Origin of the sequence: Chryseobacterium hilariae (assembly GCF_051400735.1) — a bacterium.
Classification (GTDB): Bacteria; Bacteroidota; Bacteroidia; order Flavobacteriales; family Weeksellaceae; genus Chryseobacterium.
The window spans coordinates 363,041-381,639 of sequence record NZ_JBLFFJ010000001.1; the positions used below are offsets into that span (position 1 = coordinate 363,041).

An 18,599-nucleotide genomic window follows, 5' to 3' on the forward strand; every position below is an offset into this window, starting at 1 on the left:
TATAAACTTTGTAAAATACTGAAATATAGGTATTTGTGATAATTAATTGATGTTATTTTCAATTAACAATTTTATCAACAGACAAAATGACAGAGTGGCTTGTTTAGATAAATTACAAATGTTAATTATATTTTAATGTCTAAAATTCATTAAATTTGACTCTTGTAAATTATTTAGAATGAATTTTGAACTGCTCTATTCTCCGAACCCTGATTTCTCAAACCGCTATATTTCCCCTAAAAAATTATTTTCTTACCTACAGACTAATCTCAGCGATTATGTTCAGGAGATCGGAAGATCATATTTAGATAAACCTATTTATCAGTTAAGCATAGGGACAGGAACTATTAATGTTCTTGCATGGTCGCAGATGCACGGAAATGAATCCAATGCCAGCCATGCCATACTTGATCTTCTTGAAACTTTGGATAAGGCTCCGGAAATGAAAGAAGATCTTTTCAATAAAATCAGACTCGATTTTATTTTTATGCTCAATCCTGACGGGTCAGAAAGATGGACAAGGCTGAATGCTGCAGATATTGATCTGAACAGAGACTTTCATAATGAATCGAGTACGGAAATTAAATTCCTTAAAAAAGCTGTCGCTTCAAAAAAATACGATTATGCACTAAATCTGCATGAACAGAGAACTATTTTTACTACAGACGGAATACATCCTGCAACACTATCTTTCTTGGCACCTTCCGAAAATGAAGAACGTACCATAACTGATAACAGGAAAAAATGTATGGCTGTAATTGGAAGAGTTTACGATCAATTAAAGGATTTAATCCCGAATCAGATCGGCAGATATTCTGATGAGTTTTATCCAACCTCTACAGGCGATAACTTTATTAAGGCCGGAATGCCAACTATTTTGTTTGAAGGCGGACATTTCATAGATGATTATACAAGAAAGGGAACCAGGAAATATTATACGGTTGCTTTGTATTATGCATTAAAAGCAATCAGTGAACTGAATTCGGATACAGAAGGATGGGAAAAATATCTCGAAATTCCCGAAAACCAGGAAACACATTATGATATTATTTACAGAAATGTAAAACTGAATACAGATCATGAATGCATTTTGGATGTCGCAGTTCAGTACCGCGAAATGATAGAAGAAGGAAAGGATGAAATATCATTTGTACCTTTTGTGATGGAAGTGGGAGACGTGAAAAAAAGAAAAGGCTGGTTGGAAATAGACTGTACAGGAAAAAGATTTGTATCTGTTACCAAATATCCGAAACTGGATGCTCCAGCAGAATTTACCATAGAAGATTAAAAAATAGGGCAGTCTTCATCTGATCTGGTCAATTTTTGAGTCTAAATTTTTTTTAATTTAGTTTAAGAATAATGCAAACATCTGCTCAATCTGAGAGAACATATAACAAAACGTCCTCAAAAAGTATTACTCTTTGAGGACGTTATTATTTTTATACAGAATTAGTTCACTACTTTGATTCCATTGGCTACAAACCTGATCTCTTCTTTAGGAGTCGTGATGGCATCAATTTCAGCTTGAGGCTTCTTAGCATCCTCGGCATAATGCTTCTGTTCGTCTACTGAAGTTACTTTTCTTTCTGCAGTACCTTCCAATACAACATTTTTACCTTTTAAAGCAGTTGGAACAAAGAATGCATAATCTTTCATTTTTACGAAAAACTGAGAATTGTCTTCAGTCTGGATGGTAAGCCAGCATCCTTTTTTCTCACATACATCAGTTACTTTTCCTTTAACTGCAACACCTTCAACTTTTTTATTGTCTTTCTTAAGCTTTTTGCTCAGTTTATCTACTGTGATGGCTTTAGATTCTGAAGTTACTCCAGATCCGTATGCATCACCTACAATAGCACTTCCTTCCGGTGGTCCAGATTTTTTCTGTGATGTCTCCTGCGCAAAAGCTAAAGTAGAAATACTTACAGCTGCTGCAAATAATATAGCCTTGAATTTCATTTTTAATATTTTTTCCAAAAGTACTAATTAAAATTGAATAACAATTCCATAAAAATTTGATAAAAAGCAGGCAGTGCAGTAAATTTTAGACAAATATCAAAATCAAACTCAGATTTGTTTATATTTGATGCCTATACTTGACTATGCAGAAAAAACTGAAACTTTGGGATGCCATTATGCTGGTAATGGGATCTATGATCGGAAGCGGAATTTTTATTGTAAGTGCCGATATGATGCGGAACCTGGGATCAGGTTTCTGGCTGATCGTAGTCTGGATCATTACCGGAGTGATGACTGTAGCAGCGGCAATCAGCTATGGAGAGCTCTCAGCGCTGTTTCCAAAAGCAGGCGGGCAGTATACCTATCTCAAAGAGATCTTTGGAAAAAAGATGGGATTTCTGTACGGCTGGGGTCTGTTTACGGTAATCCAGACAGGAACCATTGCGGCAGTAGCAATGGCTTTCGGTAAATTCACAGCTTATCTGGTTCCGTCACTGAATGATGCTGCACCTCTTTTCCAAAGCGGAGAATTCAAAATCACATGGATACAGATTCTGGCGATAGCCGTTATCCTTATACTTACTTATATTAATACAAGAGGTGTACAGAGCGGAAAGCTGCTTCAGAATGTATTTACAGGGTCAAAAATCATTGCTTTACTGGGTTTAATTGCTGTTGGATTCATTTTGGTGGATTTTTCGCATTTAGCTGAAAATTTCAGTCTTGGGTTTGATTCATTTAATAATCTTAAAAAAGACATAAGCGGTAATTTCCTTAAAGAAGGTTGGGAACCGATTGGTGGGATGACCCTGCTCGGAGGTATCGCAGCAGCCATGGTAGGATCTGTTTTCAGTTCGGTAGCCTGGGAAAGCGTAACTTTCGTTTCCGGAGAAGTGGAAAATCCGAAGAGAAATATTGTTAAATCCATGATCTACGGAACTTCTGCAGTGATGATCCTTTATCTGGCGGTCAATTACGTATACCTGAACGCTTTGGACAGGGACAGCATTGCTTTTGCAGCCAATGACAGGGTTGCAGTTGCAGCCTCACAGAATATTTTCGGAAGTGCAGGCACCATCATTATAGCAGTTCTTGTAATGGTTTCTACATTTGGGTGTGATAATGGGTTGATTCTGGCTGGAGCCAGAGTATTTCAGACGATGGCAAAAGACGGAATGTTTTTTAAATCTGCCGAGAAAAACAATAAAAATGAAGTTCCGGAAAATGCTTTATGGATGCAGGGAATATGGGCTTCGGTGCTATGCCTTAGCGGACAGTATGGTAATCTTCTGGACATGATCTCTTTTGTGATCGTTCTGTTCTACATGATTACGGTTTTCGGAGTTATTTATTTAAGAATCAAAAAGCCGGATCTTGAAAGACCTTATAAAACATGGCTTTACCCCGTGACACCTATTATCTATCTTCTGATAGGAACAGGATTTTGCATACTTCTCCTGATCTACAAGCAGCAGTATACCTGGCCCGGATTTTTAATGGTGCTCCTGGGACTTCCGGTGTATTATTTCATTAACAGGAAAAAGCAGGCGGATCAATAGGATAAAATTCAACCGTTTCTATAATATATCAGGGCTCCCAAATTCATTTGGAAGCCCTTTTTTCAATGAGATTTTTGATTTCTTTTCCTATTTATTTCATGAAAATGTGTATTTTGGTAGTTCTTTTTAAGAAAACTAGACTATGTAAAATAAGAAGCTGACTATGGACACACCAAATTACAGAATGCCTTTCGTCCCTTCAACCTTAATGACTGAAGGAGGGAGCATTGATATCTGCGACATGGGCGAAAGCATTGCGCACAATATCATGCTGCTGATCACTACCAAAAAAGGCGAAAACAGATATGATGACAATTATGGAAACGACGTTTGGAGTCTGGAATTCGATAATGGAGTTACCAGTGCCGTTTGGGAGAGCGTTTTCGTTAAAAGCCTCAGAAGGCAGATTCAGGAATATGAACCCCGCATCGTAAATCCACAGATTGATGCCCACATTCAATTTGTAGAACACAGCTACGATACCAAAGAACACACAGAGATCAAAAAGAAAGTAAGAATTGCCATCAATGCAAAAATGGAGGCAACGGGAGAGCGTTTCAGCTTTTCTACAGAATTATTTTTAAGTCCGATGTCTATTGACTAATTGTTTTTAACAGCAAGAAAAATTTATGAACCTAGATCAAAATATATATTCCAAAGAATCTGTAAAGGCAAGAATGCTTCAGAACGCCACCAAAGTGTGGGGACTGAAAAGCCCGCAGTCTCTGGACCCTTTTGTAAAACTACTGATAGACGCATTCAGTACAGAAGTTTTTAAGGCTAATAACGAAATTCAGACAGTCAATGCAAGGATCCTTGAGAAACTGGCAAAACTTCTGACACCATCCATTTATACCCATCCGATTCCGGCCCATGCAGTTGCTTTTACACTGCCTTATGAGTCTTCGGAGGTCCTTTTGGAACATACCGAATTCTTTTTCCGCAAGCAGATGACATCAACGGTGAAATCAGAATCGGACAAGCAGCTTAATATTCCTTTTACACCGGTAGGAAATGTAAGAATCAATAAAATACAGACAGCAGTAATGTTTGTAGGAAATACCTGCTATAGTGTAGATGACAGGCTGAATAAAATACCTGTAGCAAGATTCCAGGGAAAACCTGAAGACTACAGAAAGATCACCATAGGAGTGGATGTAAGCAGATATGCCAGTGAAAATTTCCCTAAATACATCAGCGTATTCTGTTCCAATCCTGCTTTTGAGCATATAGATTTCGTTTACAAGCTTCTTCCTTATATTACCGTCACCAGTAATGGGAATCCTTTATTTGTAAGGGAAGGACTGAGTTATCTTACGAACAGCCAGCAGGATGGATATGAGCAGATGTTCAAAGAACAGTCGATCCGGAATAAAGCCATTGAAGATATTAAAAGTATTTACCGTCATAAATTCATTGAAATCACAGGACTTTCGAGCAGTCTTTTCTCGGAGCCGGGAATACTGCCACAAAACCTTGACTTCCTCAACGAAAAAGAGGAGATCAGAAAGCAGATCGGAGACAAACGCTACTTGTGGCTTACTTTTGAATTCCCGCCACAGTTTTCTGCTGAAATCCTTGACAATTTCTCATTTGTAATGAATGCTTTCCCTATTTACAACAGAGGCTGGAAGAAGACAGAATACAGCCTGGATATCATGGGAAACAATATTCCTCTCGTTACAGACGAAGGCGAACATTTCCTGTATGTAGATGAAGTTCAGGATGGAGACGGAAGAAAGTATACGGAAATTCCTTTTACCCCTGCGGATGATCTTAAAAAAGGATTGTATACAGTAAGAAAAGGTGGAATGGAGCGTTTTACCAATAGAAATGCAGTAGATATGATTGCTAATGTTCTGGAACTGACAAGAGATGAGATTGCGGCATTTTCACTGTTAAACAGAGATAACGTTAAAGGAGTACTGAGCGAAATGTCAGACAAAATGAAGACGATGGTTCAGAAAGTGAACAATGCAAAAAGAAATATCAGGCAGGAGCTGAATTACGTCATCATGGAACCCGTTGAAAAGACAGACCATACGTATGCCTCATTCTGGGTTACGCACTGCACGCTGGCCAATCATATGCGTCCGGGAACAGAACTTTCTAATCAACTGAAATCACAGACCGTTGTCCTTCTCACAGAGACTATAGGAGGCTCCGAAGAACAGAAGGGAACAGACAGCATTCAGGCTTACAGATATGCTTTAACTACAAGAGACAAGATCATTTCCCTGGAAGATGTTAAAAACTACTGCAGAATGGTTCTGAAAGATGAGGTAAAAGAGGTACGGGTAAGAAGAGGAACCATGATCAGCAACCGCCCAAAAGAGGGATTTGTGAGAACCGTTGAAGTAGAGATCATTCCGCAGAATTATTCCTTCTATGGAAGAGCGTACTGGGAAAACATGGCCAATATCCTTAGAAACCAAATCATTTCCAAAGCAATTGACGGGATCGAATACGTAGTGAAAATAAGCAATGAAGATATCGATCTTGACGAAATATAAATACAACTAAACCTAAACTATAAAATATGAGAAAGATTATCGTCCTTGCCATGGCTCTGGCTTTTACATCGGCCAGTGTCATCAGCTGTAAAAAAGACGTCAGTAAACTGGGCAAATCTGTTCTGAATCTTGGCAGTGCAGATGAAGCTAATGCTATCATTGAATTCAATAACAATTTTGTGGATTCTTATAAGAATACATCCAAGCATATAGAAAGTATTCTGAGATATGCTGATGGAGCCGTAGCGAAAGCAAAAGGAGGAAATGCTATGATAATGCCTGTAATAGGTTCTATGGATTATGCATTCAGCAAGATTAAAGAAATACCGTCAGGTTTTGGAAAAGACAAGGCAGCAATAGAAGCAGACTTTAATACCTACAAAGCCAAAAAGGAAAGTATAGAGAAAAAGTTTGAAGAGCTTAAATCCTATATGAATTCTGAAGATTATAAAGACGATAAAGGAGCAAAAGCAGATGCCATAACAAAGGATATTGAAACCGAAGCCCAGGCTTTATTTACCTCGGGAGAAAATGTAGTGGCCAAGATCAAACCTGCAACGGATGCCGCTGAAGAAGTAATACTGAAAGATCACCCGATGAAAGAATATATCATTTCTTCGAAAAAAGTGATGAATTCTCTCGACACTAATATTGATGTGCTGGATAAGCAGTATTCAGGAAAATTTAATGAAGCGGAAGCTCAGAAAAAGTATGATGAGCTTGCCAAAGCAGTGGAAGCTAATTCAAAATTAGAATTCAATGTGAAAGATCCGCAGTATGCTTATAAAAAATCATTATTTGAAAGCTTTAATAAAAGTGCATCCAGCTTTTTGGATACCTACAGAAAACTCATCCGTAATGCAAAAGGTGCGGGGAAAATTTCTGACAGTGATATCCAGCAGCTCGATTCCTCCTATGAGTCTGTACTGAACTCTTACAATTCTTTTGTGAAATAAGAACAATATAAACCTATAAAAATCCTAATAATACAACAATATCATTCCTGGCATCAACAAAAGTTTACAAACGTAGTGTATGAAGAATTACATATTCCAGATAGTTTATAAATTTAACTAAAATTAAACTTTAATAAAAACTTTCCGGTTCATACAATTCCATAAAATTCCGTAATTTTGCACATTGTGATTTTCAGGCAGGATCACCCCAAATTATGAGTAAATCAACAGAATATATAGAAGTTTACGGAGCACGTGAACATAATCTTAAAAATATTAATGTAAAGATCCCGCGCAACGAACTGGTAGTAATTACCGGACTTTCCGGCAGCGGGAAATCATCTTTGGCTTTTGATACCATCTTTGCCGAAGGACAGCGTCGTTATATCGAAACATTTTCGGCATATGCACGCCAGTTTTTAGGCGGGTTGGAACGTCCGGATGTAGACAAAATAGAAGGACTTTCTCCCGTAATTGCCATTGAGCAGAAAACCACCAATAAAAATCCCAGGTCTACCGTAGGAACCGTTACCGAGCTGTATGATTATCTGCGTCTGTTGTATGCCAGGGTTTCCGATGCATATTCTCTTTCTACAGGAAAAAGGTTGGTAAGCTATACGGAAGACCAGATCCTTGAAACAATTAAGGAAAATTATAAAGGCGAAAAGATAATGCTTCTTGCCCCTGTAGTACGCTCCAGAAAAGGTCATTACCATGAGCTTTTCGTGCAGATGGCAAAAAAAGGCTACGGCCAGGCAAGAATTGACGGCGAGCTGCAGGATATAGAATATGATCTGAAGCTGGACCGATACAAAACCCACGATATCGACATTGTAATCGACCGATGGATCATCGGTGAAAATGCCTCTGAGACCAGAATGGAGAAATCCCTGCGTACTGCAATGGAAATGGGCGAAGGGATCATCGGAATCCAGAAACTGGGAAGTGCAGATATTGAATATTTCTCGAAAAACCTGATGGATGCCGAAACAGGGCATTCACTGGCACTTCCGGAACCCAATACATTCTCTTTCAACTCACCGAAAGGAAGCTGCCCGGAATGTAAAGGTTTGGGAACCATCAAAAAGATCAATACAGATTATTTTATTGAAAACCCTAAACTTTCCATTAACCAAGGAGGGTTATTGCCGCTGGAAGACATCAAATCCAACAAATGGATACTCTCACAAATTAAAAATATCCTTGAAATCTTCGGATTGGGTATGGCAACACCTATGCAGGATATTCCGGAAGAGGCTTTGGACTATATCTACAACGGATGTCATAAGGAATTTAATAAAGACCTGAAATACGCAGGGATTACCAAAAAAATTAAAATAAGCTTCGATGGTCTGATTACCTTTATGGAAGAGATTATTGAGGAAAGAGAATCTTACGAAGCAGTATTGCTGGAAAGGCACTTTACCACTGAAGAAACCTGTCCCGAATGCGGCGGAACCCGTCTTCAGCCTGCCAGCTTGAGTTTTAAAATAGACGGAAAGAATATTGCTGAGGTCAATGCTTTAAGCTTATCCGATTTAAAAGAATGGCTATCCGACGTCAAAGATAAGTTCTCAGAAAAAAATAAAATCATTGCCTACGAAATCTTAAAAGAAATTGAAACAAGGCTTCAGTTCCTTCTGGATGTAGGATTGGATTATCTGAGCTTAAGCAGAAGCTCTAAAACCCTTTCGGGTGGTGAATCCCAGAGGATACGTCTTGCCACGCAGATCGGTTCACAGCTTGTGAATGTATTGTATATTCTGGATGAACCAAGTATTGGGCTTCACCAGAGAGATAATGAGAGACTGATCAATTCATTGAAAAACCTTAGAGATATCGGGAACTCCGTCATTGTTGTAGAACATGATAAAGATATGATTCTGGAGGCCGATGAAGTGTTGGACATTGGCCCGAGAGCCGGAAAATTCGGAGGAGAAATACTGTGGCAGGGAAAACCGAAAGACCTGTTGAAGGCAGATACCATCACGGCAGACTATATCAACGGAAAAAGAAAGATAGCAGTTCCTGCGGAAAGAAGAGCTGGGAATGGTAAAAATATACTGTTAAAAGGAGCTACTGGAAATAACCTTAAAAATGTTACCCTGGATATTCCGTTAGGAAAACTGGTTGTGGTAACAGGAATTTCAGGTAGCGGAAAATCTTCCCTGATCAACGGAACCTTATATCCGATCCTGAACAAACATTTTTACAGGGCCGTTCAGGAGCCTCTTCCTTATAAAAAGATCGAAGGCCTTGATAATATTGATAAAATTGTAGATGTAGACCAGACGCCGATCGGAAGAACGCCGCGGTCAAACCCTGCAACCTACACAGGAATGTTTACAGACATCAGAAACCTTTTTGCTGAACTTCCGGAGAGTAAAATCCGTGGTTATAAGCCGGGAAGATTCTCATTCAACGTAAAAGGCGGAAGATGCGAAACCTGCCAGGGTGGAGGACTGAAAGTGATTGAAATGAACTTTCTTCCCGATGTATATGTTCATTGTGAAACCTGTAATGGAAAACGTTTCAACAGAGAAACCCTGGAAGTACGTTACAAAGGAAAATCTATTTCCGACGTTCTGGATATGACGATTGGTGAAGCTGTAGATTTTTTCCAGCCGATTCCTAAGATTTTTGCAAAGGTAAAAACGCTTCAGGATGTTGGATTAGGATATATCACGCTTGGACAGCAGTCTACAACACTTTCAGGAGGAGAGGCACAGCGAATCAAGCTGGCTACAGAACTTTCGAAAAGACAGACCGGAAATACACTGTATATTTTAGATGAACCGACAACCGGACTTCACTTCGAAGATGTAAAGATCCTGATGGAAGCCATTAATCAGCTGGTAGAATTAGGAAATTCATTTATCATCATTGAACATAATATGGATGTGATCAAATTGGCAGACCATATTATCGATGTAGGACCGGAAGGAGGAAAACACGGTGGCCAGATCGTAGCTCAGGGAACTCCTGAAGAGATTGTGAAATCTAAGAAGAGTTTGACCGGGAAGTTTCTAAAAAGAGAATTAGAATAATAATTAAAATTGAATATAGAAAGCCACAATACATGTTGTGGCTTTTTATTTCTCCTGCATTTCGTTGTAAATGCTTTCAAGTTTCTGCCAATAGTCTTCCTGCATCCAAACATATTTTTTATAGTTGGTGCTTATCATTACGTTATCAGAAACGGTTTTTGTTTTAAGGTGATCTGTAATGGCTTCCATCAGCCATTTTTCATTAAATCCGGCCCATTCACCTGCTGCCTGTAAGAGATTGGGCTGTAAAACAGGAAAAACTTCATATATATTAATGGTTTTCACGTCGTCAAAAGAATATGGACTTTCCAGGATTGTCTGGGCAATATACCTAAAATCAGAATCTTGAAGTTCCGTATCCAGATAAAAATCAGAAAGAGCGATCCATACAGGTTTTCGCTCTTTAATATTGACGGGATTTATCATTGACAGTAGCTTTGGTAGATGAATTGATCAAACCAATTATAGAGAGGATATATAAACTTCTATTTTTGTGCCGTCGTAGTTGAAGGTTCCATCTTCATTCTTTTTACCCAGAACCCATTTCATATCTACAGGAACCGACCATGCTGTACCCAGTGAAAATCCGTTCACGGATCTGATCTCCGCACCGTTTCCGGTAGTGACAGCCGAATGGAACCATGTTTTATCTCTTAGCCTGTAAAAACCGATGGCTTTTCCTTTGGGAATTATAGCGTAACCATCCCACTTGTCGCCCGCAGCATAGTTGAATTTTTTGAGCCATCCCTGTGCACGGAACTGTACAAGTTCATCCGGAGATATAGCTGCACCTCTCATATACAGGGCATAAGCTACCACATCGTGGCATACGCCCTTGTTGTAATTGGCCATCTCGTCCTGCCCGGAAAGAAGGCCATTGGATATCAGTGATTTTTTTACTGGTTCGAATTGCCCGACCTGGGCTCCTTTTGGTGTGATCATTTCAATATTTTTAGTGATTAAGTGTGTGATGTTTGGTTGATTAAAGATATAAAATAAATTTTAAACACATATTCCCATTATTTTAAGATCTAGAGGCAGGTTATAAGCTGTTGGTTTAACCTATATATAATGGATAATAAAACGTTAAAAAATTCGTTATACATTTATCAACCAAAACAATTAAAACGATATGAAAAATTTAAAGAAACTGACAAAATCAGACTTAAAATCCGTGTATGGAGGTGAACCAAAGAAATATTGCGTATACTGCGAATGGATGAATAAAGTAGTATGCAGCGAGGTCCCAATCTCTCAATGCCCTTAAAAATAAAAGCTGCCCCCTCAGAGCAGCTTTTTTTATGATCAGATTTAATAATTATTTCGCGCTTTGAGCAAAATCTTTCAGACTTGCTTTTAGGCCCTTCGAATTTCCAATACGGTCAAAACTGACATTATCAATCTTCCATTCCGGGCCGGATTTTACTAAGTGCACTTTGTCGGTCCATATGACTTTCGGTGAGGACATCGTGTATTCAAAAGTAACCGCCGCATCTGCTGAGGTACCCGAAGGGTTTATACTAACAGATTTTATTTTGTAACTGTTATACCCTTCATACAGGCTTGAAAAAACAGCTCCTTCAAACAGTAATGGTTTTTCATCCGGATGATCGCTGTGTTTTACCTTTTCAATATCAGCTTTTGAGACATTCACAGCATTTTCAAGTGTTTTTTTCAGTTCCGGTGAAAAAAGACTGTCAGAAAACGGTTTATTATAAAGAGCATCATTTGAGCTTCCATATAAACTGTAAAGCTCGTTGATCTTTTGAATGACAGCAGCTTCTACAGCTGGATTTGCCCGGGATCCATTATTTTTGCAGGCCGCTAAAAAGAGAAAAATACCTAAGCATAAAAAGATTTTTTTCATCAATAAAATTATGTTTATTCTTTAAATTCAATGGTCAAATCATGTGCCATATTTTGATTTGTCATGTTGCTTCTTAAGCTTAAAATAATTTCAACAGGCAATCATAAAATTTAATACATTTGATTATTAAATATGATCTGTGAATCCTATTCTTGATGTTGTAGTACGTTCCCTTTGTGTTTACCTTTTTATGGTGATTGCTATCCGTCTCTTTGGTAAAAACCAGCTTTCCCAGCTCAATGCAGGAGATGTAGTTTTGCTTCTCCTTATTTCCAATGCAGTTCAGAATGCGATGGTAGGCCCGGATACTTCTCTTCAGGGAGGTCTTATCGCAGCCCTGGTTCTCTTTGCCGCCAACTTTATTCTCAAAAGACTCATGTTCTCCAATCGGAAATTTGAAACATTTATGGAGGAAGATCCTGTAATCCTGATCAGAGACGGCGTCATAGACCAGGCTGCCCTAAATAGGGTAAAGATCACCCGGGATGAGCTGGAAGAGGCTATAAGGGAACATGGCATAGAACAGATAAGAGATGTAAAACTTTCTATCCTTGAAGTGGACGGGAATATAAGCGTTATTTCAGAAGATGAAAGAGAAAAGCAGACCCACTATTCAAGAATCAAAAGAAAGAATAAAAGAAAATACTATTAAATAGAATGAATTACGAATTAAGAGAAATGCTTCCCAGTGATGAAAAAAAAGTGCTGGAAATTTATAAACAGGGAGTAGACGGAGGTATATCCACTTTTGAAACGGAAGTTCCCACTGCCGAAGCGTGGAATATGGAATATTACAACGACTGTCGCTGGGTACTGGAAAATGAAATCAGTGAAGTAGTAGGATGGTGCGCATTGAAGCCGGTAAGTAAAAGAGAATGTTATAAAGGAGTTGCTGAGGTAAGCATTTATTTTGACAATACCTATCAGGGGAAGGGTTTAGGGTCCGTACTATTGAAAAAGATGATCCTTGACAGTGAAAGCCATGGTTTCTGGACTCTTCAGGCCAGTATATTTCCTGAGAATGAAGCTTCCATAAGATTTCACCAGAAAAATGGATTCAGAACAGTGGGTGTCAGAAAAAAGATCGGGAAACTTAACGGACAGTGGAAAGATGTTGTCCTGTTTGAAAAGCGAAGCGATACTATAGAATAATTAATAAAGTGGTAAGTCATTCCTTAAATATTTATCTTTCAGTTTTTTAAATTGAATTACCCTTAGTTCTTATATCATTCAAGCCCCTCTAATACTCCAATTCAAAAAGCTCCAGCATACTTTGGCACTAACCTTGTTATGTCCCTATTGAATTTGAAAGAGTGGAAAATATGAAAAGTTTAATTAAAATTGTAGGGGTGATAACCGTTACGCTTATGATGACGTCATGTATAGTGCATGATCATCATGTAAGAAGACTTCCGCCGGGACAGGCCAAGAAAGTATATGGAGGAAGTGCAAGATATTATGCGCCTGGACAGGTGAAAAAAAGAGTGTATTATTATGATTATGACAACAGAGGTCATCATCATCATAAAAACAAAGGACACAAACGACACAGAGATTAATAAAAAAGCCCTGATTTTTCAGGGCTTTTGATTTATATTTAAAATCTCGATTTTTTAGGATTCAGAAATGTATTGAAGATCATTACTTCCGTTCCGAATTTTTTCTCAATTCTTTCCGAAATGTTCAGCATTTCACTTTTAATGAAATCTTCCCTGAGATCATCACTGTCAAACATCAGAAGCAGATTATAATTCTTTCCTTCCTCAATATAATCACTGTGCACTTCAGAAAGAATATATTTATTGACATCCATAAGGTTTTCCGCCATCAGCACCAGTGTTTCGTCGATATAATTTTCCCATTCTTCAATATTGTTTTTCGTACAGTGGAAAGTTATACTCAATAAGCTCATATTTTATGAATTTTTAAGATTTTGTGGATAAATTCTAACACAAAAATCGGTAAAAATTTCGTAAATTAGCCCGTTAATAAAAATTGGAAATAAATTATTTTCAGACGTACAGCTAATGGTCTGACTGTCATTATAATAAAATTTGTTTATGCAAAAAGAAGGAGAAAGACTGATTCCTATCAACATTGTTGATGAAATGAAATCGTCTTATATCGATTATTCGATGTCGGTTATCGTTTCAAGAGCGTTGCCGGACGTAAGAGACGGCCTGAAACCCGTTCATAGAAGAGTACTTTACGGTATGTATGGATTAGGGGTTTTTTCTAATAGAAAATATTTAAAATCTGCAAGAATCGTTGGGGACGTTTTGGGTAAATATCACCCGCACGGAGACTCCTCAGTATATGATGCAATGGTGAGAATGGCTCAGGAATGGAGCTTGCGTTATCCCCAGGTGGATGGGCAGGGTAACTTCGGTTCAATGGATGGAGACCCGCCTGCAGCAATGCGTTATACCGAAGCTAGACTGAAAAAAATCTCTGATGAGATTCTTTCAGACCTGGACAAAGAAACTGTTGATTTTCAGAATAACTTTGACGACAGTATGCAGGAGCCTACGGTGCTTCCTACAAAAGTTCCTAACCTTTTAGTTAATGGTACTTCCGGTATTGCAGTGGGTATGGCGACCAATATGGCACCGCACAACCTATCAGAATCTATTGATGCAATCTGTGCTTATATCGATAACAGAGAAATCACGATTGATGAATTAATGCATCATATTACAGCACCGGATTTCCCTACAGGAGGCATTATATACGGTTACGATGGAGTAAGGGATGCTTTCCATACAGGAAGAGGAAGGGTAGTGCTGAGAGCAAAAGTGAATTTCGAAGAAATCGGAAACAGAAATGCTATTATCGTTACCGAAGTTCCTTACCAGGTAAACAAGGCCGATATGATCGCCAGAACAGCCGAACTTGTAAAAGACGATAAAATCATAGGAATTCATGAAATCAGGGACGAATCAGACAGAAATGGTCTGCGTGTCGTTTATGAACTGAAAAATGATGCTATTCCTAATGTTGTCCTAAACTTACTATATAAATATACAGCACTTCAGACTTCTTTCAGCGTTAATAACATTGCGTTGGTTAAAGGAAGACCGGAACAGCTGAATTTAAAAGATATCATCCACCATTTCGTAGAGCACAGGCACGAAGTGATTGTGAGAAGAACTCAATATGAGCTTAAAAAAGCCAAAGAGAGAGCTCACATTTTGGAAGGATTCATGAAAGTGATCGGGTCTCAGGACTCCCTAGATAGAGCAATTTCTATTATCCGCCACAGTGCCAATCCTCAGGCTGCAAAAGAAGGCTTGATTGAGGCATTTGAGCTTTCTGACATTCAGGCTCAGGCTATTCTTGATCTGAGATTGGCACGTCTTACAGGAATGGAGCTTGACAAGATCCGTGACGAATATGACACGATCATGAAAGAGATCATGAACTTGGAAGATATCTTAGCGAATGAACCAAGAAGATTTGAGATCATCAAGGAAGAATTGCTTGAAATTAAAGAAAAATATGGTGACGAAAGAAGAACAGCTATTGATTATTCAGGAGGAGAAATGTCTATCGAAGATATTATCCCGAACGAAGCGGTAGTTCTTACTATTTCACACGCCGGATACGTTAAGAGAACCTCACTTTCTGAATACAAAATTCAGAGCAGAGGCGGTGTAGGTAACAGAGCAGCCACTACAAGAGATGAAGATTTCCTTGAATATATTGTTTCTGCAACCAATCACCAGTATATGCTGTTCTTCACAGAAAAAGGAAGATGTTACTGGCTAAGAGTATTTGAAATTCCTGAAGGATCAAAAACATCCAAAGGAAGAGCCGTACAGAACCTGATCAACATTGAGCAGGATGATAAGATCAAAGCATATATCAGAACCAACAACCTGAAAGACACTGAATACGTAAACCAGATGAGCGTGGTAATGGTTACCAAGAATGGTACCATTAAGAAAACATCTCTTGAAGCTTATTCAAGACCAAGAGTGAATGGTGTTAATGCTATCGAAATTAGAGATAATGACCAGTTGTTGGGTGCTTACCTTACCAATGGTACTTCTCAGATCATGATTGCTACTAAAAATGGTAAATGTATCCGTTTCCCTGAAGAAAAAGTAAGAGAAGTAGGTAGAGGATCCATCGGAGTACGCGGTATTACTATGGATGATAATGACGAGGCAATTGGTATGATTGTTGTGAATGATGTAGAAAAAGAGACAGTTCTTGTGGTTTCTGAAAAAGGATACGGTAAAAGAACTGCTGTAGAAGACTACAGAATCACCAACAGAGGAGGAAAAGGAGTTATTACCCTGAACATTACCGAAAAAACAGGAAATCTGATTGCTATTCAGAATGTGACAGACGAAGATGGATTGATGATCATCAATAAGTCCGGTGTTGCCATCAGAATGAATATGGATGAAATGAGAGTAATGGGAAGAAATACCCAAGGAGTAAGAATGATCAACCTTAAGAAAAATGACGAAATTGCAGCCATTGCAAAAGTAGAAATGGATAAAGAGGTTGCAGAAGAAGACTCTGAAGAAAATGCAGAAGAAACAGGAATTGTAGCAGATAACCAGGAAAACAATACAGAACCGCAGGCTGAAAAAGAAAACCCGGCCGAAGAAAATGAGAATTCTGATTCTGAAGAATAAAACGTACAATTAATATAATATAGTTATTATGAAGAAACTCATTTTAGGTATAGCAATCGTAGCTTCTGCTTTCGTTTTCGGTCAGAAGGGCGATGTAAATGCCAAGCTGCAGGAAGCGAACAAAGCTGCAATGGATGCATATAATGCAAAAAATTATACCGTTGCCGCGCCTAAGTTTTTAGAAGTTTATAACTTATTAAAGACCAATGGCCAGGATGATAAGATATATATGTATTATGCAGGGCTCAGCTATGCTTTGGCAAATAACAGCACCGAATCCATCAAAATATATACAGATCTTATAAATTCAGGTTTTACAGGAGTTCAGACAACGTATACTGCGAAAGAGAAAAAGTCCGGTCAGGTAGTGAACTTAGACAAAGCTACTTGGGAACTTATGAAAAAGAGCTCTGATTATTCAGACTTCAAAACAGAACAGACACCAAGTGTTGAGCCGGAACTGTATGAAACATTAACGACTTTGCTTATGAATGCAAAGAAACCTAATGAAGCGTTGGTGATTATTGAAAAAGGATTGGCAAAATTTCCAAATAATGCTAAGCTTAAAGAAGCTCAGGCTACAGCTTACTATGATTCTGGAAATACAGAAAAATTCATCGGAGCGCTTAAAGAACAGCTGGCTAAAAACCCTGGCGATGCTACCAACTGGTACAATCTTGGAGTAATGCAATCTAAAAATCCTGCAGCACTGGAAGATGCAATTGCATCATTCAAGAAAGCTATTGAGATTAAACCTGACTTTGACAACGCTTACCAAAACCTTGTTTATACAGTAATTGGGGACGATTCAAAAACTGTAGAGCAGATCAATGCAACAAGAAAGGAAAAGCCTGAAGAAGCGACTAAGCTTATCGATGCAAGAAGAGAAAGATTTAATAAGGCACTTCCATATGCTGAAGGATGGTACAAAGCTGCACCGGAAAATCTTGATGCTCTTACTGCATTGAAAGAGATCTATATCGTAACAAAAAATACAGATAAAATTAAAGATCTGAAAGCTAAGGAAGCTGAGCTTAAAGCAAAGGCAAAATAATAATTCCTTAGTTGAATCATAAATGAAACCGGAGCAGAAATGCTCCGGTTTTTGTTTTTTGACCCTGAAATATGCTTTATTTTTTCACCTTGATTATCGTTAAATTTCACCTTTAAAATTCTCTGTAATTCCGTATCTTTGAGAAAAATTTTTATAAGATGATTGAGTGGAAAACCGCCAAAGAATACGAAGATATTACCTATAAAAAATGTAATGGGGTAGCAAGAATTGCTTTCAACAGACCGGAAGTGAGAAATGCCTTCAGACCCAAGACAACTTCAGAACTGTATGACGCTTTCTATGATGCTTATGAAGACTCTTCAATAGGGGTTGTCCTGCTTTCAGGAGAAGGTCCAAGTGCCAAAGACGGAGGCTGGGCTTTCTGCAGCGGAGGCGACCAGAAGGCAAGAGGCCATCAGGGATATGTAGGCGAAGACGGAAGACACCGTCTCAATATACTTGAAGTTCAGCGTCTGATCCGTTTCATGCCGAAAGTAGTAATCGCTGTTGTTCCCGGATGGGCAGTAGGAGGAGGACATTCGCTTCACGTGGTGTGTGATCTTACTTTAGCTAGTAAAGAACATGCTATTTTCAAACAGACCGATGCCGATGTAACGAGTTTCGATGGAGGGTACGGATCTGCTTACCTTGCAAAAATGGTTGGTCAGAAAAAAGCCCGTGAAATATTCTTTTTAGGAAGAAACTATTCCGCTCAGGAAGCTTTGGATATGGGAATGGTTAATGCCGTAATCCCGCATGCAGAATTGGAAGATACAGCCTACGAATGGGCGCAGGAAATATTGGCAAAATCCCCGACTTCCATCAGAATGCTGAAATTTGCAATGAACCTGACAGATGACGGAATGGTTGGTCAGCAGGTATTTGCAGGAGAAGCAACCCGTTTGGCTTATATGACGGAAGAAGCTCAGGAAGGAAGAAATGCATTCCTTGAAAAGAGAAAACCTGATTTCGGAGAAAATCAGTGGATATCTTAA

18 protein-coding genes are annotated in these 18,599 nt (G+C 38.6%); 13 read left to right on the top strand and 5 right to left on the bottom strand.

Annotated features, from left to right (window positions below; all coding sequences use genetic code 11):
• The first annotated feature begins 178 nt into the window (after positions 1 to 178).
• Positions 179 to 1,288 carry a M14 family zinc carboxypeptidase gene (locus tag ACMGDK_RS01730; RefSeq protein ID WP_436806335.1) on the top strand — a complete coding sequence of 370 codons (1,110 nt, stop codon included), beginning with the start codon at positions 179 to 181 and terminating at the stop codon, positions 1,286 to 1,288.
• Positions 1,289 to 1,449: 161 nt separating this feature from the next.
• On the opposite strand, the gene ACMGDK_RS01735 is transcribed toward ACMGDK_RS01730, so the two are convergent.
• Positions 1,450 to 1,959, bottom strand: coding sequence for a DUF4920 domain-containing protein (locus ACMGDK_RS01735; RefSeq protein WP_436806336.1), 510 nt, complete (start codon positions 1,957 to 1,959; stop codon positions 1,450 to 1,452).
• A gap of 143 nt (positions 1,960 to 2,102) precedes the next feature.
• On the opposite strand from ACMGDK_RS01735, the gene ACMGDK_RS01740 reads away from it, so the two are divergent.
• The 5 genes from ACMGDK_RS01740 to uvrA all read left to right on the top strand — a co-directional run bounded on the left by ACMGDK_RS01740 (position 2,103) and on the right by uvrA (position 10,034).
• Positions 2,103 to 3,518: an APC family permease gene (locus tag ACMGDK_RS01740; RefSeq protein WP_436806337.1), complete on the top strand. Its 1,416-nt coding sequence runs from the start codon at positions 2,103 to 2,105 to the stop codon at positions 3,516 to 3,518.
• Positions 3,519 to 3,681: 163 nt separating this feature from the next.
• Positions 3,682 to 4,122 (top strand): GPW/gp25 family protein, encoded by a 441-nt coding sequence (locus ACMGDK_RS01745; protein WP_436806338.1) that lies wholly within the window; start codon positions 3,682 to 3,684, stop codon positions 4,120 to 4,122.
• 25 nt (positions 4,123 to 4,147) lie between these two features.
• On the top strand, positions 4,148 to 6,031 hold the full coding sequence (locus ACMGDK_RS01750) for a type VI secretion system baseplate subunit TssF (RefSeq protein WP_436806339.1): 1,884 nt from the start codon (positions 4,148 to 4,150) through the stop codon (positions 6,029 to 6,031).
• A 26-nt stretch (positions 6,032 to 6,057) separates the two neighbouring features.
• On the top strand, positions 6,058 to 6,987 hold the full coding sequence (locus tag ACMGDK_RS01755; RefSeq protein ID WP_436806340.1) for a DUF3829 domain-containing protein: 930 nt from the start codon (positions 6,058 to 6,060) through the stop codon (positions 6,985 to 6,987).
• Between the two features lie 215 nt (positions 6,988 to 7,202).
• Entirely contained in the window at positions 7,203 to 10,034 is a 2,832-nt protein-coding gene (gene uvrA / locus ACMGDK_RS01760; protein ID WP_436806341.1) for an excinuclease ABC subunit UvrA, read from the top strand.
• Between the two features lie 45 nt (positions 10,035 to 10,079).
• On the opposite strand, the gene ACMGDK_RS01765 is transcribed toward uvrA, so the two are convergent.
• Positions 10,080 to 10,460, bottom strand: a complete 381-nt coding sequence (locus ACMGDK_RS01765) for a DUF7079 family protein (protein ID WP_436806342.1) — start codon at positions 10,458 to 10,460, stop codon at positions 10,080 to 10,082.
• A gap of 36 nt (positions 10,461 to 10,496) precedes the next feature.
• Positions 10,497 to 10,976, bottom strand: coding sequence for a hypothetical protein (locus ACMGDK_RS01770; RefSeq protein ID WP_436806343.1), 480 nt, complete (start codon positions 10,974 to 10,976; stop codon positions 10,497 to 10,499).
• Positions 10,977 to 11,166: 190 nt separating this feature from the next.
• Between ACMGDK_RS01770 and ACMGDK_RS01775 the strand changes: the two genes are divergently transcribed.
• The gene (locus ACMGDK_RS01775; protein WP_436806344.1) at positions 11,167 to 11,301 is read left to right on the top strand and encodes a bacteriocin-like protein; all 135 of its coding nucleotides are present in this window, start codon (positions 11,167 to 11,169) and stop codon (positions 11,299 to 11,301) included.
• Between the two features lie 51 nt (positions 11,302 to 11,352).
• On the opposite strand, the gene ACMGDK_RS01780 is transcribed toward ACMGDK_RS01775, so the two are convergent.
• The gene (locus ACMGDK_RS01780; RefSeq protein ID WP_436806345.1) at positions 11,353 to 11,901 is read right to left on the bottom strand and encodes a YqhG/Tai3 family protein; all 549 of its coding nucleotides are present in this window, start codon (positions 11,899 to 11,901) and stop codon (positions 11,353 to 11,355) included.
• Between the two features lie 139 nt (positions 11,902 to 12,040).
• Between ACMGDK_RS01780 and ACMGDK_RS01785 the strand changes: the two genes are divergently transcribed.
• From ACMGDK_RS01785 to ACMGDK_RS01795, 3 genes are all read left to right on the top strand, one after another.
• Entirely contained in the window at positions 12,041 to 12,553 is a 513-nt protein-coding gene (locus tag ACMGDK_RS01785; RefSeq protein ID WP_436806346.1) for a DUF421 domain-containing protein, read from the top strand.
• A gap of 5 nt (positions 12,554 to 12,558) precedes the next feature.
• Positions 12,559 to 13,053 carry a GNAT family N-acetyltransferase gene (locus tag ACMGDK_RS01790; protein WP_436806347.1) on the top strand — a complete coding sequence of 165 codons (495 nt, stop codon included), beginning with the start codon at positions 12,559 to 12,561 and terminating at the stop codon, positions 13,051 to 13,053.
• 170 nt (positions 13,054 to 13,223) lie between these two features.
• Complete coding sequence (locus ACMGDK_RS01795; protein WP_436806348.1) at positions 13,224 to 13,460, top strand: hypothetical protein; 237 nt, start codon at positions 13,224 to 13,226, stop codon at positions 13,458 to 13,460.
• Between the two features lie 38 nt (positions 13,461 to 13,498).
• On the opposite strand, the gene ACMGDK_RS01800 is transcribed toward ACMGDK_RS01795, so the two are convergent.
• Positions 13,499 to 13,813 (bottom strand): DUF4286 family protein, encoded by a 315-nt coding sequence (locus ACMGDK_RS01800; protein WP_436806349.1) that lies wholly within the window; start codon positions 13,811 to 13,813, stop codon positions 13,499 to 13,501.
• Between the two features lie 148 nt (positions 13,814 to 13,961).
• Between ACMGDK_RS01800 and gyrA the strand changes: the two genes are divergently transcribed.
• From gyrA to ACMGDK_RS01815, 3 genes are all read left to right on the top strand, one after another.
• Positions 13,962 to 16,550, top strand: a complete 2,589-nt coding sequence (gyrA, locus tag ACMGDK_RS01805) for a DNA gyrase subunit A (protein WP_436806350.1) — start codon at positions 13,962 to 13,964, stop codon at positions 16,548 to 16,550.
• Positions 16,551 to 16,578: 28 nt separating this feature from the next.
• Positions 16,579 to 17,604: a tetratricopeptide repeat protein gene (locus tag ACMGDK_RS01810; RefSeq protein ID WP_436806351.1), complete on the top strand. Its 1,026-nt coding sequence runs from the start codon at positions 16,579 to 16,581 to the stop codon at positions 17,602 to 17,604.
• A 158-nt stretch (positions 17,605 to 17,762) separates the two neighbouring features.
• On the top strand, positions 17,763 to 18,599 hold the full coding sequence (locus ACMGDK_RS01815) for a 1,4-dihydroxy-2-naphthoyl-CoA synthase (protein ID WP_040994924.1): 837 nt from the start codon (positions 17,763 to 17,765) through the stop codon (positions 18,597 to 18,599).

What these genes read in the sequence shown, in the direction of transcription:
- ACMGDK_RS01815 (WP_040994924.1), top strand. Translation starts at nt 17,763, where the DNA reads ATGATTGAGTGGAAAACCGCCAAAGAATACGAAGATATTACCTATAAA.
- uvrA (WP_436806341.1), top strand. Translation starts at nt 7,203, where the DNA reads ATGAGTAAATCAACAGAATATATAGAAGTTTACGGAGCACGTGAACAT.
- ACMGDK_RS01780 (WP_436806345.1), bottom strand. Translation starts at nt 11,901, where the DNA reads ATGAAAAAAATCTTTTTATGCTTAGGTATTTTTCTCTTTTTAGCGGCC.
- ACMGDK_RS01795 (WP_436806348.1), top strand. Translation starts at nt 13,224, where the DNA reads ATGAAAAGTTTAATTAAAATTGTAGGGGTGATAACCGTTACGCTTATG.
- ACMGDK_RS01755 (WP_436806340.1), top strand. Translation starts at nt 6,058, where the DNA reads ATGAGAAAGATTATCGTCCTTGCCATGGCTCTGGCTTTTACATCGGCC.
- ACMGDK_RS01740 (WP_436806337.1), top strand. Translation starts at nt 2,103, where the DNA reads ATGCAGAAAAAACTGAAACTTTGGGATGCCATTATGCTGGTAATGGGA.
- ACMGDK_RS01750 (WP_436806339.1), top strand. Translation starts at nt 4,148, where the DNA reads ATGAACCTAGATCAAAATATATATTCCAAAGAATCTGTAAAGGCAAGA.
- ACMGDK_RS01745 (WP_436806338.1), top strand. Translation starts at nt 3,682, where the DNA reads ATGGACACACCAAATTACAGAATGCCTTTCGTCCCTTCAACCTTAATG.
- ACMGDK_RS01790 (WP_436806347.1), top strand. Translation starts at nt 12,559, where the DNA reads ATGAATTACGAATTAAGAGAAATGCTTCCCAGTGATGAAAAAAAAGTG.
- ACMGDK_RS01770 (WP_436806343.1), bottom strand. Translation starts at nt 10,976, where the DNA reads ATGATCACACCAAAAGGAGCCCAGGTCGGGCAATTCGAACCAGTAAAA.
- ACMGDK_RS01730 (WP_436806335.1), top strand. Translation starts at nt 179, where the DNA reads ATGAATTTTGAACTGCTCTATTCTCCGAACCCTGATTTCTCAAACCGC.
- ACMGDK_RS01765 (WP_436806342.1), bottom strand. Translation starts at nt 10,460, where the DNA reads ATGATAAATCCCGTCAATATTAAAGAGCGAAAACCTGTATGGATCGCT.
- ACMGDK_RS01735 (WP_436806336.1), bottom strand. Translation starts at nt 1,959, where the DNA reads ATGAAATTCAAGGCTATATTATTTGCAGCAGCTGTAAGTATTTCTACT.
- ACMGDK_RS01775 (WP_436806344.1), top strand. Translation starts at nt 11,167, where the DNA reads ATGAAAAATTTAAAGAAACTGACAAAATCAGACTTAAAATCCGTGTAT.
- ACMGDK_RS01800 (WP_436806349.1), bottom strand. Translation starts at nt 13,813, where the DNA reads ATGAGCTTATTGAGTATAACTTTCCACTGTACGAAAAACAATATTGAA.
- gyrA (WP_436806350.1), top strand. Translation starts at nt 13,962, where the DNA reads ATGCAAAAAGAAGGAGAAAGACTGATTCCTATCAACATTGTTGATGAA.
- ACMGDK_RS01810 (WP_436806351.1), top strand. Translation starts at nt 16,579, where the DNA reads ATGAAGAAACTCATTTTAGGTATAGCAATCGTAGCTTCTGCTTTCGTT.